Origin of the sequence: Legionella santicrucis (assembly GCF_001468135.1) — a bacterium.
In the GTDB taxonomy this organism is placed as follows: domain Bacteria; phylum Pseudomonadota; class Gammaproteobacteria; order Legionellales; family Legionellaceae; genus Legionella; species Legionella santicrucis.
Window position 1 is genome coordinate 75,457 of the sequence record NZ_LNYU01000091.1, and the last position, 14,711, is coordinate 90,167.

The window sequence follows — 14,711 nt, forward strand, 5'->3', positions numbered from 1 at the left end:
GCCCATAGCTGGAGGCTGGAGGTAGCTTGGGGTCAATAATATATTTATTTCCTATAAAGGCTACAATTCCTCCGATAAATATTGTAGCACGTGCGGCAAATGGTAATGAGCTCATCATATATAATATATGCACCAAGATACCCGCCATAAAAAAGCCAATAAAATAACTTATATATAGCCTCCATCCATTGCGTTTTACTTCAATAATGAGACTAAGCCTGGAATATAAGCTGTTGTTAGTATGAGTATTACCGAAATTAGTTGTATAATTACTCACTGATTTTACCAAGCTCATGTTGATAATATGCCAACCAGGCATAGTAAATTCTGAGTGTAACATGGATTCTTTATAATCAGGTTCAAAAACGATCTTATTCATATCAGCAAAATCTTCCATCTTTACTGTTAGAAATTGTCGGCCAAATGGAAAATTTTTACTATCCCAAGGTTGATGAATTTTTGCATAGTAATGTACGTAGGTATAATACTCATTACCTACTTTCCCTGCATCTCCAAATTTAAATGTGTAATCGCGAGCATTTATAATTTCTATACTTTTGAGCGGATTATAATTTTTATCCGTAGTTCGCCACCAGGCATAATAACTAATGCTGAATGTGCCATTTGCTGGATCAACATCGTAAATGCTAATCGGGTAAACTCCAAAAGTAACACGATTAGGTTTCGTAGCCCAAACTGGAAAAATCTGCAATAAAATGATTAAGATAAAAAATGCCCTTTTCATATCTCCGAGTCCTTTCATTTGAAATTTTAATCTAATAGCCAGTTTAGTAGAGACATTTCTCGCATGAGGTTAGTGCTGGAGAAGGCAGTTAATATACTCCTTTAATTAACTGCTCAATAATTGTTTGCAAATTATGTTGATTGTCATAGTGAATGACTAAAGATCCTTTGCCAGCTTTTCCTGGTTTCAGCTTAATTGCTGCTTGCAAATGGCTTGATAGATTTTTTAGTTGGTCATGATATAAAAGAGAGGGGTTTACATCTTTAGAGTGATTATTATCATCATGATCCTTTTTACCTGCTTTAATACGCTCAACTAATTTTTCTGTTTCACGAACAGATAAATTTTTAGCGACAATAAGTTGGGCGATTTGATTTTGTTGTTCTTCTTCCAAGATCAGTAACGCACGAGCATGTCCCATATCAATATCGCCATGCTCTAAAAGTTTTTTTACAGGATTGGACAGAGCCAGTAAGCGTATATAATTACTCACCGCAGTCCTAGATTTGCATAAGAGCTCAGCAACTTGTTGGTGGGTTAATGAGAATTCATGGATCAAGCGTTGCATAGCACGTGCTTGATCCATTGCATTTAAATCTTCGCGCTGTAAATTCTCAACTAAAGCCATTGCCATTGCAGTTTCATCATCTACCTGTTTTAAGATCACAGGAATTTCAGTAAGGCCTGCCATTTGGCTTGCTCGCCAGCGGCGCTCACCTGCAATAATTTCATAACGACCATCACTTAATTCACGAACTAATAAGGGTTGCAGTAAACCTTGCTTTTTGATGGATTGAGCAAGTTCTTGCAAGGGGGTTTCTTCCATTTCACCGCGAGGCTGGTATTTTCCAGGTTGTAAACAATCTGCTGCAAGCATGAGACGTTCAGTTTGTGGTTTTTCATTCAAAAGAACATTGCTTGATTGGCCGAGTAAAGCGGATAAATTACGTCCTAAACTACTACGTTTTACTGTCATAAATCCCCCCTTATCCTGCAACAGTTTGTTTATTAATGAGTTCAGAGGCAAGTACCATATAGGCTGCTGCGCCAGGCGATGTTCTATCATAATGCAACGCTGGTAGTCCATGACTTGGGGCTTCAGCTAATCGCACATTACGAGGAACTACAGTTCTATAAACCTTAGTGGGAAAATGCTCCATTAATTGTTTTGATACTTCAGAACATAGGCGGTTACGCGTATCGTACATAGTTCGGAGCACTCCCTCAAGCTGCAAACGTGGATTTACCGATGCTTTAACTTGTTCAATGGTTGAAAGCAGGGCAGCTAAGCCTTCTAAGGCATAATATTCGCATTGCATGGGGATGAGAACCGAATCTGCAGCAACAAAAGCATTAATCGTTAAAGTATTCAATGCTGGTGGGCAATCAATTAGAATGAAGTCATAATTACTTTGAATGGGTTGCAATGCTTTATACAAAAAAGTTTCACGATGATTTTGCTCCATGAGGCTTACTTCCGCAACAGTTAAATCACCATTTCCAGGTATTAAGTCATAACCGCCGCTAGTAGTAAGACACGCTTGGCCTGCCAGACAATCATGTAGTAAAACATCGTTAGTTGTATGTACCAGTTGATTTTTATCAACACCGCTCCCCATCGTTGTGTTTCCCTGAGGATCTAAGTCAATTAATAAAACTTGTTGTCGATTTGCTGCCAAAGAAGCAGCTAAATTAATAGCGGTGGTAGTTTTGCCTACACCGCCTTTTTGATTGGCAATGGCTATGACTTTTGCCATGATTTATTCCTTAGTTGTGTTTTCAATAATGACGCAACAGCGTTCACCGTCAACACCTGCAACAGAATATGATTTTACTGTGCAGTTTTGTTTGATGTCATTCAATTCTATATCAGGGAAGCGCCCTTTCATTGCTAACCAGATCCCCTCGTCAGCAATTAGGTGGTGCGTCCACTGAATCATCTGTTCAAGACTACTAAACGCTCGACTTAATACTGTATCAAAACCTTGTGGCGGGTGGTAGTTTTCGACCCTATTTTGTACTATCTCAAGATTTTCTAAGTTGAGTTGTCGCTTTACTTCATTTAGAAAGCGAGTTTTTTTCCCATTAGAGTCGAGTAATACAAAGTTTCTTTCTGGCTGAGCTAGCGCGAGCGGAATCCCTGGCAAGCCTGCACCAGTACCTACGTCGATAATTCGATTGCCTTTAAGCCAAGGCAAAATCGCTAAGCTATCAAGTATATGTTTACCAATCATAGACTCAACATCACGAATTGCAGTGAGGTTATAAGTTGAATTCCACTTGTTCAATAAGAATAAGTAATCTGATAATGAAGCACTTATGGCTTTTAAATCAAATGACTGTAAACCCTGTTCAAGCTGTAGTTTAATCTGTGTTTCATCCTTCATGCATCAATTCGCTGTTTTTTTAAATGAACTAAAAGCAAAGAGAGTGCTGCTGGAGTCACTCCAGAGATACGTGCCGCTTGTGCTAAAGTAGTCGGTCTAATTTTTGTGAGTTTCTGGATAACTTCGTTGGACAATCCAGTTACTTCACTATAATCAAGCCATTCAGGCAATATCGTATTTTCCTGTTTGCGCATTTTTTCTATATCTTGTTGTTGCCTTTCAATATAACCCGCATATTTGTTTTGAATCTCTATTTGCTCACTGACTTCAGATGCTAATTCGGGAAGATTCAAATCATTAAGCCTTAATAAATGATGGTAATTAATTTCTGGACGCTTCAGAAATTCTGCAGCTCTGGTATCATGTTGCATCGGATTAACTAGAACATCAGAAAGTATTTCATTATGACTCACTCGAACCCAAGTACTGTGTAATAATGACTGAGTGGATTCAATTGCTTCACGTTTAGTAGAAAAATGATGCCAACGTGTTTCTCCCACGATACCTAACTCCCTTCCTTTTGCAGTCAAACGCAAATCAGCATTATCTTCACGTAAAAGTAAGCGATATTCAGCTCGGGATGTAAACATTCTATAGGGCTCTTGAGTACCGCGTGTAATTAAATCATCAATAAGTACGCCTATATAAGCTTCATCACGTTGAGGGCACCAGAGTTCTTTTTCTTGCACATATAACGCAGCATTCATGCCTGCGATAATTCCTTGGGCTGCAGCTTCTTCATAACCTGTAGTGCCATTAATTTGACCTGCAAAAAATAAATTTGGAATCGGTTTGGTTTGTAAAAATGAAGTAAGTCCTCGTGGATCAAAATAATCATATTCAATGGCATAGCCTGGGCGTGTGATATGCGCATTTTCAAACCCTTTAATTGTTCGAACAAATTGGACTTGCACTTCAAAGGGAAGGCTTGTGGAAATACCATTCGGATAGATTTCTTCAGTAGTTAACCCTTCGGGTTCAACAAAAATCTGGTGAGATGGCTTGTCTGCAAAACGAACGATTTTATCTTCAATAGAGGGACAATATCGTGGCCCAACGCCTTCAATCACTCCTGCATACATGGGCGATGTATGGAGATTGTTACGAATAATCTCGTGAGTGGCTTCAGTAGTATGAGTGATATGACAAGGAATCTGTTGCGGATGATCACTAACATGACCCAAATAAGAAAACACAGGAATGGGAGTGTCGCCGGGTTGTACAATCATTTGATTGTAATCTAAGGAGCGACGATCAATTCGTGGCGGTGTTCCTGTTTTTAAACGACCAACTGGTAAATTAAGATCACGTAGGCTTTTTGCTAATGCGACGGAAGGGGGATCTCCTGCACGCCCACCTGCATATTGATTCATACCTACATGAATTTTTCCTCCTAAAAAAGTGCCCACAGTCAATACGACAGCATGAGCTCGTAAAGTAATCCCCATTTGGGTAATAACTCCGGCTACTCGTTCTCCTTCGATTAATAAGTCATCAACTGCCTGTTGAAACAGGGTCAAATTTTCTTGAGTTTGTAGTTGTTCTCTAATGGCTTGTCGGTACAGCACCCTATCTGCTTGTGCACGTGTTGCACGTACAGCGGGTCCTTTAGAAGCATTGAGTATACGAAATTGAATTCCTGCTTTATCTGCAGCTTTGGCCATCGCACCATCTAAAGCATCGATTTCCTTTACTAAATGGCCTTTACCAATTCCACCTATTGCTGGATTACACGACATTTGACCGAGTAAATCCATGTTATGAGTCAGTAATAAAGTTTGCACCCCCATACGCGCTGCAGCAAGAGCCGCTTCTGTGCCCGCATGTCCCCCACCGACTATAATAACGTCATATAATTTTTCAAGATTCATTTCTGATCAATATTTGTGTAACAAAAAAAGGAATTATACACTTTTTTGCCAATTGTCCCAATATCTAGAAAGCTCCTTCTTAATAAATTTGGTTACTTCCCATATCATCCTATGTTGTACTCAGAATCATATGGGAAGTAACTAAATTTGCTTAAAACAAAAAATGAATTTTAGAGGTTATTTGTAAGCCAAATTAAATGGCATGACTTTAAGGATAGGAGAGAGATATTTTATTTCCATGCACTCGTTTTAAATTAGGAATTTACAAGAAATAATCAAGTTGACATCATCAATGAATATTTTTCATAGGCTATACAATATATTCAATCTTTAGCTAATACGTAGATAATCTTTGATTGCTATACTTTATAGTGAATAAGCAATTAGAGGGATAAGTAAATGTCTCTTAATAGAAGTGAAGCTGAAGCTATTGAACAGCCCCAATTAAACGAAGATGCAGAGGGCTTCAGAAAAAAGCTAGCATCAATGAAGGGTGTTGCTTCACAAAAATCTATTGCTTTATCTATATTGAAATTGATCCCCTTTTTTAACAAATTTATAGCATCTGCAAGTGGCGCTGGGAATGCAATTACGCGCATGATTGAAATAGAGGGACTTGTCAATAATGCAACTCAAACAGCAGCAAGTGCGTTTCAATATATTAAATTAGGGACTGCGATCATTGATTTCTTTCGGATTCCAGCTATCTATGTGGGGGCTCTTATAGCCAAGCAAGAAGTACCGTTCACATTTTCGCGTAATGCCAAACTTTTATATTCATCAGTTATTTTAGGACTTGCTATTACTGCTGTAGCATTTCCTCCTGCAGCACCTATTATCGCTTTAGTTGCTGGAATAGCTGCATTAGGCCAAGGTGTAGTTACTTTAGCTAATCTTTATTATAAGCGTCTTGAAACTCAAGATAAATTAAAACAGGTAGAAAAGGACATCACTGAGAAAACAGAGAAAATTAATTCTTTAATTAAGGAATTAGAGAGGTTAGAAAAAGCTGCCGAAGCGGTAAAAGATAAGGATTTAGAGTCGTTAAAAGTTCAAATCACAACACAATTAAGTGAACTGCAAGGATTATATGACACACAGGAATATTGCAAGAAAAAATTAGAAAAACTAGGTATAACGGCTGCTTTAGATAAAACAGTAGGTGTTGGCTTAGCTGCTCTTGCATTAGTTGGTATTGTAACGAGTATGATTTTTCCTCCTGTTGGAATAGGAATACTTGCCGCTACAGGATCTTTAGGAGTGACTTATTTTGTTGCACGTGTAACTATTCCTTTGATGAAATCTATGGTAGAAAAAATAATTAATGCGGTGACAAAAAAACCAGATTCTAATCCAGATTCTAATCATGATCATCAAGATTCTAGAGAGTTAAATGTTTTGAGCGATAAAAATGTTTTAACCCGTTCGAATATTTATTCTATGCTTGAAAATTCTGATTTAAAAAATACGGGACAAGAATTAGCAAAAAAATACAGAAAATTACCAGGTGCTCATCCAAATACACAAGCTGATTCTTCACAAAATTTAGTCCAAAGAAGCGCTCAGTCGCCGATTGCGGATACAATAACAGATAAGCCTGACAATAATTTAGAGGACCCAAAAACGCATGAAGATGATGAGCAGCGGATTCCTTTTAAAGAAATGCACCTATAACCTTAAGCATGCCCCTCCGAAGAATGTTCATGAGGGATTGATGGGGGGTAAGTTGTTTTTGTTTTCTTTTTTATGCGTATTATTTTTTTTCATTTGCTGAATACTGCGCCATAACTCATCACCACGCCACAAGATTGTCTCATGACTTTTGTATAAAATTTTTGAAAGAATCTGTACTTGTTTTTTAAAAGTAGCATTAGTGCTTAGTCGAGTTAAATCAGTCAGATTTAATATAGGTGCGTCTGGCCAATGTAAGCTAGCCCATTTGAGTAATGCATCACGTGTACGTTGAGGATGTGCTTGCATACATGCTTTTTGGAGCTCGTTAAGTGTTGTTTGATATCGGCCTTTTTCAGAGGTTTTATGACGTTTTTGTCGTCCCCATAAGATTAAAGTAATGACCCAGGCAAAAGCAAAAAGTGCCGCAACTATCCAGGCCCAATTAAACTTATTTGTAGGATTAGGTTCATTTATTTTGGCTGTTGGTTGTAGTTCATTTTGATTAGTTGCTGCAGTGGGTTGGTTTGTGTTTGATACAGGCATAGTAACTGATGCTGTAACGTCAATGACTTTTGAAGGTAAAGTAGCAATTTCTTCTTTTCCTGTTTCTGTGTTAAACCAGGGGAGTTTTAATTCAGGAATAGTGGTTTTTCCTGATTTGTTAAATAGGTAAGTAATCTTAATTTCCGTACGACCAATTAACTCGCCCTGAATGACTTGATTTTTATCTTTGCCTTTTTCAGGGTAAACATTAACCCCATCAATTTCCGAAAAAGTAAGTGCTGGTAAAAGCTGAGCTGGAACTCCAGTTCCTTCTAGAGCTACCGTACGAATAAGTGTGTTGCCTTGGGTGATTGTTGGTTCTAAGTTTTCGTAGTGTTCAGTGAATTTCACTTCTTTTGCTGGAAGCCAGGTCTTACCAGAAAATTCCTTAGGAATTGGAAGTACATCTAAATTAATTATTTTATCCTGGGCTTTGACGCGTTCTGGATTAAAATCATAAATTAACGCAGTAAATACGGGTGATTTTATCTTTAAAGGGCCACTTTTTTGCGGAAAAATAGCATAGTTTTGCTCTTCAACAAGATAGTTAACATTATTCTTTTGGGTTTGATAACGTTTTTCCTGTCCTAAGGGAATAAGTAAAGCGTTTTCAACTTGTGGACCTTGATAATCAGCATCTAACAAATGCTTCGAGTTATATAAAGTTACCTTATATATAATTTGTTGGTTCACATAAGGTTTTTTTTGATTGACTGAAGTAGTTAAATAAATGCTTTGCTGTTGATTTGAATCAGTAGACGTACTTTGCGGTGAGGGTTCACTTGCTGCGCTTACATTAATGATTGCCGGTGTGGTATATTCTCGACCCATTTTAATAGCAGGAATTGTTAATTTTCCTTCTTTCTGTGCTTTTAGCGTGATAGTCCATTCGCTGGATGATTGAGTTTGTCCATTGATAATGGAATAATTCATTCGGCGTTCTGTGCCTAGAATCACAAATTCATTTTGTAATGGAGTTAGATCAGGAATGCCTCCATTTTGTAAATTATCTTGGGTTAAAATCAATCTAAATGATTGATCTAAACTGACTTGAGATGGATCAATTTGCACTTGTATTTCTGCATGCGCAGCTAAATTAAATAGACAAAAAAATCCAATTATTAATAATTTTTTCATTGATACCATCCACGTTCTCTTCGTAAATGATCACGTAAGAATTTTTCTCGCATTAATCCACCTGGATCATCCGGAATCAGACGTAACCATTGTTCTTTCGCTTGTTGTTTTTCCCGCTCAGCTTCAGACTGGGCTTCATTATTTTGAGAGCTCTGATTTTTTTTGTTCTGCTGATCTTTGTTCTGTTGATCTTTGTTCTGTTGATCTTTGTTCTGTTGATCTTTGTTCTGTTGATCTTTGTTCTGTTGATCTTTATTTTGTTGATCTTTATTTTGTTGATCTTTGTTCTGTTGATCTTTGTTCTGTTGATCTTTGTTTTGTTGATCTTTGTTTTGTTGATCTTTATTTTGTTGATCTTTATTTTGCTGATCTTTATTTTGCTGATCTTTGTTTTGCTGATCTTTGTTTTGCTGATCTTTGTTTTGTTGATCTTTATTTTGTTGATCTTTATTTTGCTGATCTTTATTTTGCTGATCTTTGTTTTGCTGATCTTTGTTTTGCTGATCTTTGTTTTGTTGATCTTTGTTCTGTTGATCTTTGTTCTGTTGATCTTTGTTTTGTTGATCTTGATTTTGCTGATCTTTATTTTGCTGATCTTGATTTTTTTCTTGGTCTTTTTTTAAAAGATCTTCAATTAATTTACGGTTATAAAGAGCATCTTGGTTTGATGAATTAATTGCTAATGCTTTATTGTAGGCTTTGAGGGCGTCTTCGTATTTTCCTAAATGCGCTAAAGAATTTCCTTCATTATAATACCCCTGTTCATTTTCTAAATTTTGATATAATTCAGCCGCTTTTTGATAGTCACCGGCTCGATATGCAGCGGCTGCAGCCCAATCATTTCGTGTAAAGGTTTCTTTGGCTTCTTTAAATTGACTTTTCGCCATTAAATCTTGCCCTTGTTGGTCTGGGGTGGTCCATAAATCTTGCCAATTAAAGGCATGAACAGAGAAAGAATAGAATAAAAATACCAAAAGAATGACACCGCGCCTCATACAGTTACCCTCTGCAACCAACCGCGTCGAAATACAGGTAAGAGCAACAGCAACGCAGGGATTAAAAACCATCGCCCTTCATCTCGCCAAAGAGGGATATCCTCATCTTCGCTTAGAGTAAATTTGTTAGTATTTCCAAATTTGAGCCATTGATCCAAATCACTTGAATCGGAGGTATATTTTACTAATTGTCCTTCTCCTGCTTGGGCAAATTTCTGAAATAAAGGATTTAAATTTTTATCTGCTTTGACTGGCATGATCGAGGAATCAATACCCGATTCTGCTAGTTTTTTTGCAAAAGCAATTGATTCACTTGATGGTGAGTCCGCAGTCATTACTAAAATTTGTCCTTGATTATAACCTGCTTGTTTAATTAGAGTGCTGGCTTCGTTTAATGCGCTGTATAAATTCTGACCTGTTACTGGCATGATATCTGGAGTTAAAGACGCAAGTAATGATGAAATCGTTTGTCCATCATCAGTAAGAGGGGAGACGACAAAAGGTTCGCTAGTAAAAACTACTAAACCAAACTGTCCTACATCTTTATGAGCAAATAAGTCATGTAATTTAAACTTAGCGCGACTTAAGCGATTTGGTGTTAAATCATTTGTCATCATATTATCGGACATGTCCAAAACCAAAACTCTGGGTTGTATTGGTTTATAAGTTGCTACAGGTAACTTATACCATGCAGGTCCTGCAATACTTAAAATCATAAATAGAAGACTGACTATTACGCATAGCAAAGAGCCCATTCGTTGTCCTTGTTCTTTCTTTTGGAGGAGGTGATTGAGCAAATGCGGATCACAAACTTCGGACCATGCATGTAACTTGGGCTTTTGTCGCCATAAAACCAGAGTTAAGCCTAATAAAGGCATTATCATGAAAAGCCACCACGGTCTTAGAAAATGAAAAGTCGTAATCATGGCTTTAAGGCCTCCCTTTCTTCTGTCGAAAAGTTTACTCTTAGAGTAAGATCGGTTTTTTCAAACAGCCAATAGAAGCAAAGAAGCAGTGCGAAACCAACAAACCATGGATAATATTCCTTTTGTGGGCGTACAGTAGCTTGCTCTTGGCTTATTGTTTCTAATTGATTAATCGTTTTGTAGATTGAATGGAGTGATTCAGTATCTGTTGCACGAAAATAGCGTCCCCCCGTCATATCAGACATTTTTTTCAAGGTTTCTTCATCCAAGTCAGCTGCAGGATTTTGCATAAGAAAATTACCGACGAGTGCTCTGGAATCAGCTTCAGAACCTAAACCAATAGTATAAATTTTAACTCCTTCCTCTTTTGCCAATTCGGCTGCTTTTAGTGGAGCGAGTACGCCTGAATTATTCGCTCCATCGGTTAATAGAATAATAACACGTCCTTTTTGAGGTGCATTATCCAAACGTTTAACAGCAAGACCAACCGCATCCCCAATAGAAGTTGTTTTACCGGCAAGTCCTGCTGTGGCATCTTCAAGGCGTAAAAGTATTGAATGTCGGTCGTAGGTTAGGGGTGTTTGTAAGTAGGCTCGTGTACCAAAAAGAATCAAACCAACTTTATCGCCTGAGCGATCACGCACAAATTGTTCTGCGGCATTTTTTACTATATTTAAACGACTTGTAGGTCTCCCATGCAAAATCATGTCTGGAATTTCCATGCTGCCTGATAAGTCCAAGGCCATCATGATGTTATATCCTTCACGAGAAATGGGTTTAGGGGCACCAACCCAACGTGGCCCAGTTAAAGCAAATACAAGTAACAACCATACTAAGGTTGGTATTAAGAGCGAGTGTTGTACCGAAATAGAATGCTTTTCCTGATCTGCTATGTCAATCATAGCTGCAAAAAAAGGTACTCTTAATGCGGTGGGTAATTTTACTTTTACCCTTGGCATTAGAAACCAGAGAAGTACAGGCAAGGGACAAAGTAATAAAATCCAAGGATTAGTTAATTCGAACATGGCACTCTCCTTTGTTTAATCCAAAGCTGTGCGGTGTTGAATAGCGGGTTGAGATCCATGATTTGGTTTGTTTTAAAAGGGGCATCTAAAAGCATGTTTTTTACTAAGTTGAAATCTATTTCTTTACCTGTTTCATTTAAAAAATGCAGCCAGTCTTCGCCATGTAAACTGGCAACGTCTTCTCTTGGATAATAGGCTAAAGCGACTCGGCGTAATAATTCTGAAATACGGGCACTTGTCAATGCTACATTTTGCTCTTTTTCGTATTCTTTTTGATAGTTCATTAATAAAATTAAAGCGTAGTTCTTCGCTTTTGCATCACGATGGTTTTTGTAAATACAATAAAAAATAAAGATGGATATTAATATAATAAGTGCAATGATTACATACCATCCTGGGGCTAGAGGCCACCAGCCTATAGGTGTGGGAAGATGAATATCTTTTAATTGCGCCAAGGGGTCAGCGTTAGGCATGGGAAGACCTCCTGGGAAAAGTTTGGCGTACTAAGGGAGCTAAATCAACATCCGCAGTTACTTGAACATACTGAATATGTAAGCGACGTAACTGTTCTTGTAATTGGGTGATGCGCTGCTGACAGTAATGTTCGTATGCAATATTTACTGAGCGGAGGCTGGTATCAAGAATTATTTCTTGTTTTCCATTGGTAATCGCATATTGCTGCGGTTTTGGCGGAGCGAGTTCTATTCGGTCGCAGATATGATATGCCAGAATATCGTTGTGTGAACGTAATCGATTTAAATGTCGTTCACTTTCATTATCCAGAGAATAAAAATCACTGATTAAAACTAAAATACTTCCAGGTCTAATCACGCGATGTAAGCGGATTAATACATCGCTGAGTTGTCTTGGTTTGGCCTCTCGTTGTTCTTCGGTTTGCGTCGTATAATGACTTAACGAAGCTAACATGGGAAGAACTCCTACATCACGGCTACGAGGCATAAACTCACTGTGCTCAGTGGCTGAAAAAAATAATCCACCTACTCTATCTCCTTCCTTGATTACCGTCCAAGCAAGAAGAGCAGTTAATCGTGCGGCGATAACGGATTTAAATGCGATGCGTGTACCAAAAATCATTGAGGGATTAAAATCGGTGAGGATGACTACAGGACGCTCTTTTTCTTCCTGATACACTTTGACATGAGGTCTACCTGTGCGTGCAGTGACACGCCATTCCATGTGACGAATTTCATCACCAGCCTGATAATTTCTTACTTCGGCAAAATCCATCCCACGACCACGTAATCTGGATAAATGATTGCCTGAGCGTATCGCTTTACCTTCTGAATGATAACGAACGGATTGTACATAACGTCTTAATTCAATCAGTTCATTGAGTTCTGCAATAACACCATTTGCCATAAAAACCTCTAGTACTTCATCCTATTTTAGATTGGGGCTTAGCCTGTTAGATTCAAGGTTATTTATTTACATTGGCCCAGGATGCATGTGACACATACTGCCTCTTGCCATATCTCCAAGATTTTTAACTTGTGTCTAAGAGACAGATTGCACATGAGGCCTTCTCTAAGGAACAGCAACTAAGCGTAACAAGGAGTCAATAAAGTCATCGCTATTAATGCCCTCTGCTTCAGCTTCAAAACTTAATAAAATTCTATGCCGTAATACATCATGAGCAATCACATGGATATCATCTGGAATCACGTAATCCCTTCCTGAAAGCCAAGCATGGGCTTTTGAACAACGATCTAAGGCAATTGTAGCACGAGGACTAGCCCCAAAACGTAACCATCGTGCTAACTCTTCACTATAAACTCCGGGATTTCGGGTAGCGACCACTAATTGCACCAGATAATTTTCTAACGCTTCGCTAGTATGAACATTTAGTACTTGCCTACGTGCTTCAAATAATACTTTTTGGGGTAATTTTTCAGTTGTGGCAGGCTTGTTGTCCATCGCTAGCCCCAAGGCTTCTTTGCGAGATAATGCTAAAATATCATGCTCTACTTTCGCATCAGGATAACTAATTTTTACATACATTAAAAACCGATCCAATTGTGCTTCCGGCAAAGGATAAGTTCCTTCTTGTTCAATAGGATTTTGAGTTGCCATTACCAAAAATAATTCAGGTAATGGATAAGTTTTACCTCCTATAGTAACTTGTCTTTCTGCCATGGCTTCGAGTAAAGCAGATTGTACTTTAGCTGGAGCACGGTTAATTTCATCTGCTAAAAGCAAATGATGGAATATTGGGCCTGGTTGAAAAACAAAAGAGCCATTTTGTGGGTGGTATACATCAGTTCCCGTTAAATCCCCGGGCAGTAAATCCGGTGTAAATTGGATGCGATGAAAATTACCTTCAACTCCATCAGATAACTCTTTAACGGCACGCGTTTTTGCTAAACCAGGTGCTCCTTCAACCAATAAATGACCATCAGCAAGTAAGGCGATGAGCAGACGCGAAATTAACCCTTTTTGGCCTAAAATTTGCGAGTTTAAGTGATGACTTAACTGTAATATTTGATGTTGCACCGAATTTTCAGTTTTATTGTCTTCTACTTGCTCCATAGTTTTCTACCTTAAATATGAATAAATTCAATACTGAGATTAGGGGCTATTGACATTTGCTTTCCATGTCTACGTATTGGCATCCAGCGCTGATGATTAAAGTCACATGATACTTATCGATTCAATATCGCCTGGAGCTCGCACATAAAGCTCGAAAAGTAGACAACTTGGAATGAATTGTCAACACGCTCTAAAATAAAGAACTTATCCTAACGTGAATTGCATCTGCTGCCAAGTCCTACAGACAAGGGTTGTGCATTATTTGAGCTTTTTGGACTGTTTAACTTTTTGAAAACTCGCTAAAGAGGATGAAGTGCAATAAAACTTAGAATGCAGAATCAAGGTGCTCATTTAGTCACATCTCTGAATCTTCTATGCCTTTCCCAAAAATCTATCGTTGATAATCAGGGTGGAGTTCTAAAGGCATCATCATTTGTAAGCGCTGATAAAGGGAAAGGATTTCTTCACAAAAGACATGAAATTGTTGTTGATTTTCCCATAGATCAAAATCAGTGCCTTTATGAAAAGCTTGTTGTTTGGTCAATGTTTTTAATAAAATTATTTCTTGATGAGAAAATCCCAGATGGCTGTTTAGCTCGACCAGTTCCATGAGCTTTTTATATTCCTTGATTGGACGATGCTCATGCAAGCAATAGGCCTTTAATGTAAGCTGAAAGGCTTGATACATCAATGAAGTGACTGGTGTTAATACGGTTAGAGAATCAGCGTCCCTCACAGTCCCATGAGTGAGTTGCTGAAGTAAGTAATCTGCTGCATAGGCATGTTGTGTGGCAATGTTGAGTATTTCTAAAGGAGATAAATAACGTTTGTCCATGAAGGATTGATCCTATTTAATTCGAT

At 38.0% G+C, this 14,711-nt stretch carries 14 protein-coding genes and 1 pseudogene; 2 read left to right on the forward strand and 13 right to left on the reverse strand.

Annotation, left to right across the window (positions count from 1 at the left end; all coding sequences use genetic code 11):
• From Lsan_RS18025 to mnmG, 5 genes are all read right to left on the reverse strand, one after another.
• Nucleotides 1-745, reverse strand: a 745-nt coding sequence (locus tag Lsan_RS18025; RefSeq protein WP_193392754.1) for a ligand-gated ion channel, incomplete at its 3' end; no start/stop codon positions are given.
• An 88-nt stretch (nt 746-833) separates the two neighbouring features.
• Nucleotides 834-1,721, reverse strand: coding sequence for a ParB/RepB/Spo0J family partition protein (locus Lsan_RS18030; protein ID WP_058515506.1), 888 nt, complete (start codon nt 1,719-1,721; stop codon nt 834-836).
• Between the two features lie 10 nt (nt 1,722-1,731).
• Nucleotides 1,732-2,502: a ParA family protein gene (locus Lsan_RS18035; RefSeq protein WP_058515507.1), complete on the reverse strand. Its 771-nt coding sequence runs from the start codon at nt 2,500-2,502 to the stop codon at nt 1,732-1,734.
• 3 nt (nt 2,503-2,505) lie between these two features.
• Nucleotides 2,506-3,132: a 16S rRNA (guanine(527)-N(7))-methyltransferase RsmG gene (gene rsmG / locus Lsan_RS18040; protein WP_058515508.1), complete on the reverse strand. Its 627-nt coding sequence runs from the start codon at nt 3,130-3,132 to the stop codon at nt 2,506-2,508.
• Nucleotides 3,129-5,003 (reverse strand): tRNA uridine-5-carboxymethylaminomethyl(34) synthesis enzyme MnmG, encoded by a 1,875-nt coding sequence (mnmG, locus tag Lsan_RS18045; RefSeq protein ID WP_058515509.1) that lies wholly within the window; start codon nt 5,001-5,003, stop codon nt 3,129-3,131. The genes rsmG and mnmG overlap by 4 nt, the downstream gene beginning before the upstream one ends.
• A gap of 399 nt (nt 5,004-5,402) precedes the next feature.
• On the opposite strand from mnmG, the gene Lsan_RS18050 reads away from it, so the two are divergent.
• Nucleotides 5,403-6,677 carry a hypothetical protein gene (locus tag Lsan_RS18050; RefSeq protein ID WP_058515510.1) on the forward strand — a complete coding sequence of 425 codons (1,275 nt, stop codon included), beginning with the start codon at nt 5,403-5,405 and terminating at the stop codon, nt 6,675-6,677.
• Nucleotides 6,678-6,704: 27 nt separating this feature from the next.
• Here the strand turns inward: Lsan_RS18050 and Lsan_RS18055 are convergent, their stop codons facing one another.
• The gene (locus Lsan_RS18055; RefSeq protein WP_058516078.1) at nt 6,705-8,357 is read right to left on the reverse strand and encodes a BatD family protein; all 1,653 of its coding nucleotides are present in this window, start codon (nt 8,355-8,357) and stop codon (nt 6,705-6,707) included.
• A gap of 88 nt (nt 8,358-8,445) precedes the next feature.
• Here Lsan_RS18055 and Lsan_RS23640 point away from each other — a divergent pair, with 88 nt between their 5' ends.
• Nucleotides 8,446-9,033: a pentapeptide repeat-containing protein gene (locus Lsan_RS23640; RefSeq protein ID WP_420324305.1), complete on the forward strand. Its 588-nt coding sequence runs from the start codon at nt 8,446-8,448 to the stop codon at nt 9,031-9,033.
• Nucleotides 9,034-9,046: 13 nt separating this feature from the next.
• On the opposite strand, the pseudogene Lsan_RS23645 reads toward Lsan_RS23640, so the two are convergent.
• The 7 genes and pseudogenes from Lsan_RS23645 to Lsan_RS18090 form a co-directional block, all read right to left on the reverse strand.
• Nucleotides 9,047-9,424 (reverse strand): annotated as a pseudogene (locus Lsan_RS23645) (hypothetical protein); the annotation flags it as partial.
• On the reverse strand, nt 9,349-10,278 hold the full coding sequence (locus Lsan_RS18065; protein ID WP_058515512.1) for a vWA domain-containing protein: 930 nt from the start codon (nt 10,276-10,278) through the stop codon (nt 9,349-9,351). The pseudogene Lsan_RS23645 and the gene Lsan_RS18065, both read right to left, overlap by 76 nt.
• A complete protein-coding gene (locus Lsan_RS18070) occupies nt 10,275-11,303 on the reverse strand; it encodes a vWA domain-containing protein (protein WP_058515513.1) in 1,029 nt (342 codons plus the stop codon). Before Lsan_RS18070 ends, Lsan_RS18065 begins: the two co-directional genes overlap by 4 nt.
• Nucleotides 11,291-11,776, reverse strand: a complete 486-nt coding sequence (locus Lsan_RS18075) for a DUF4381 domain-containing protein (RefSeq protein WP_058515514.1) — start codon at nt 11,774-11,776, stop codon at nt 11,291-11,293. The genes Lsan_RS18070 and Lsan_RS18075 overlap by 13 nt, the downstream gene beginning before the upstream one ends.
• Entirely contained in the window at nt 11,769-12,683 is a 915-nt protein-coding gene (locus tag Lsan_RS18080; protein ID WP_058515515.1) for a DUF58 domain-containing protein, read from the reverse strand. Before Lsan_RS18080 ends, Lsan_RS18075 begins: the two co-directional genes overlap by 8 nt.
• Nucleotides 12,684-12,848: 165 nt before the next feature.
• Complete coding sequence (locus Lsan_RS18085) at nt 12,849-13,850, reverse strand: AAA family ATPase (protein WP_058515516.1); 1,002 nt, start codon at nt 13,848-13,850, stop codon at nt 12,849-12,851.
• 391 nt (nt 13,851-14,241) lie between these two features.
• On the reverse strand, nt 14,242-14,685 hold the full coding sequence (locus Lsan_RS18090) for a hypothetical protein (protein ID WP_058515517.1): 444 nt from the start codon (nt 14,683-14,685) through the stop codon (nt 14,242-14,244).
• Nucleotides 14,686-14,711: the final 26 nt, after the last annotated feature.

Bases quoted from the DNA above. Each gene is read 5' to 3' on its own strand.
- Lsan_RS18030 (WP_058515506.1), bottom strand. From the start codon at position 1,721: ATGACAGTAAAACGTAGTAGTTTAGGACGTAATTTATCCGCTTTACTC.
- Lsan_RS18035 (WP_058515507.1), bottom strand. From the start codon at position 2,502: ATGGCAAAAGTCATAGCCATTGCCAATCAAAAAGGCGGTGTAGGCAAA.
- rsmG (WP_058515508.1), bottom strand. From the start codon at position 3,132: ATGAAGGATGAAACACAGATTAAACTACAGCTTGAACAGGGTTTACAG.
- mnmG (WP_058515509.1), bottom strand. From the start codon at position 5,003: ATGAATCTTGAAAAATTATATGACGTTATTATAGTCGGTGGGGGACAT.
- Lsan_RS18050 (WP_058515510.1), top strand. From the start codon at position 5,403: ATGTCTCTTAATAGAAGTGAAGCTGAAGCTATTGAACAGCCCCAATTA.
- Lsan_RS18055 (WP_058516078.1), bottom strand. From the start codon at position 8,357: ATGAAAAAATTATTAATAATTGGATTTTTTTGTCTATTTAATTTAGCT.
- Lsan_RS18065 (WP_058515512.1), bottom strand. From the start codon at position 10,278: ATGATTACGACTTTTCATTTTCTAAGACCGTGGTGGCTTTTCATGATA.
- Lsan_RS18070 (WP_058515513.1), bottom strand. From the start codon at position 11,303: ATGTTCGAATTAACTAATCCTTGGATTTTATTACTTTGTCCCTTGCCT.
- Lsan_RS18075 (WP_058515514.1), bottom strand. From the start codon at position 11,776: ATGCCTAACGCTGACCCCTTGGCGCAATTAAAAGATATTCATCTTCCC.
- Lsan_RS18080 (WP_058515515.1), bottom strand. From the start codon at position 12,683: ATGGCAAATGGTGTTATTGCAGAACTCAATGAACTGATTGAATTAAGA.
- Lsan_RS18085 (WP_058515516.1), bottom strand. From the start codon at position 13,850: ATGGAGCAAGTAGAAGACAATAAAACTGAAAATTCGGTGCAACATCAA.
- Lsan_RS18090 (WP_058515517.1), bottom strand. From the start codon at position 14,685: ATGGACAAACGTTATTTATCTCCTTTAGAAATACTCAACATTGCCACA.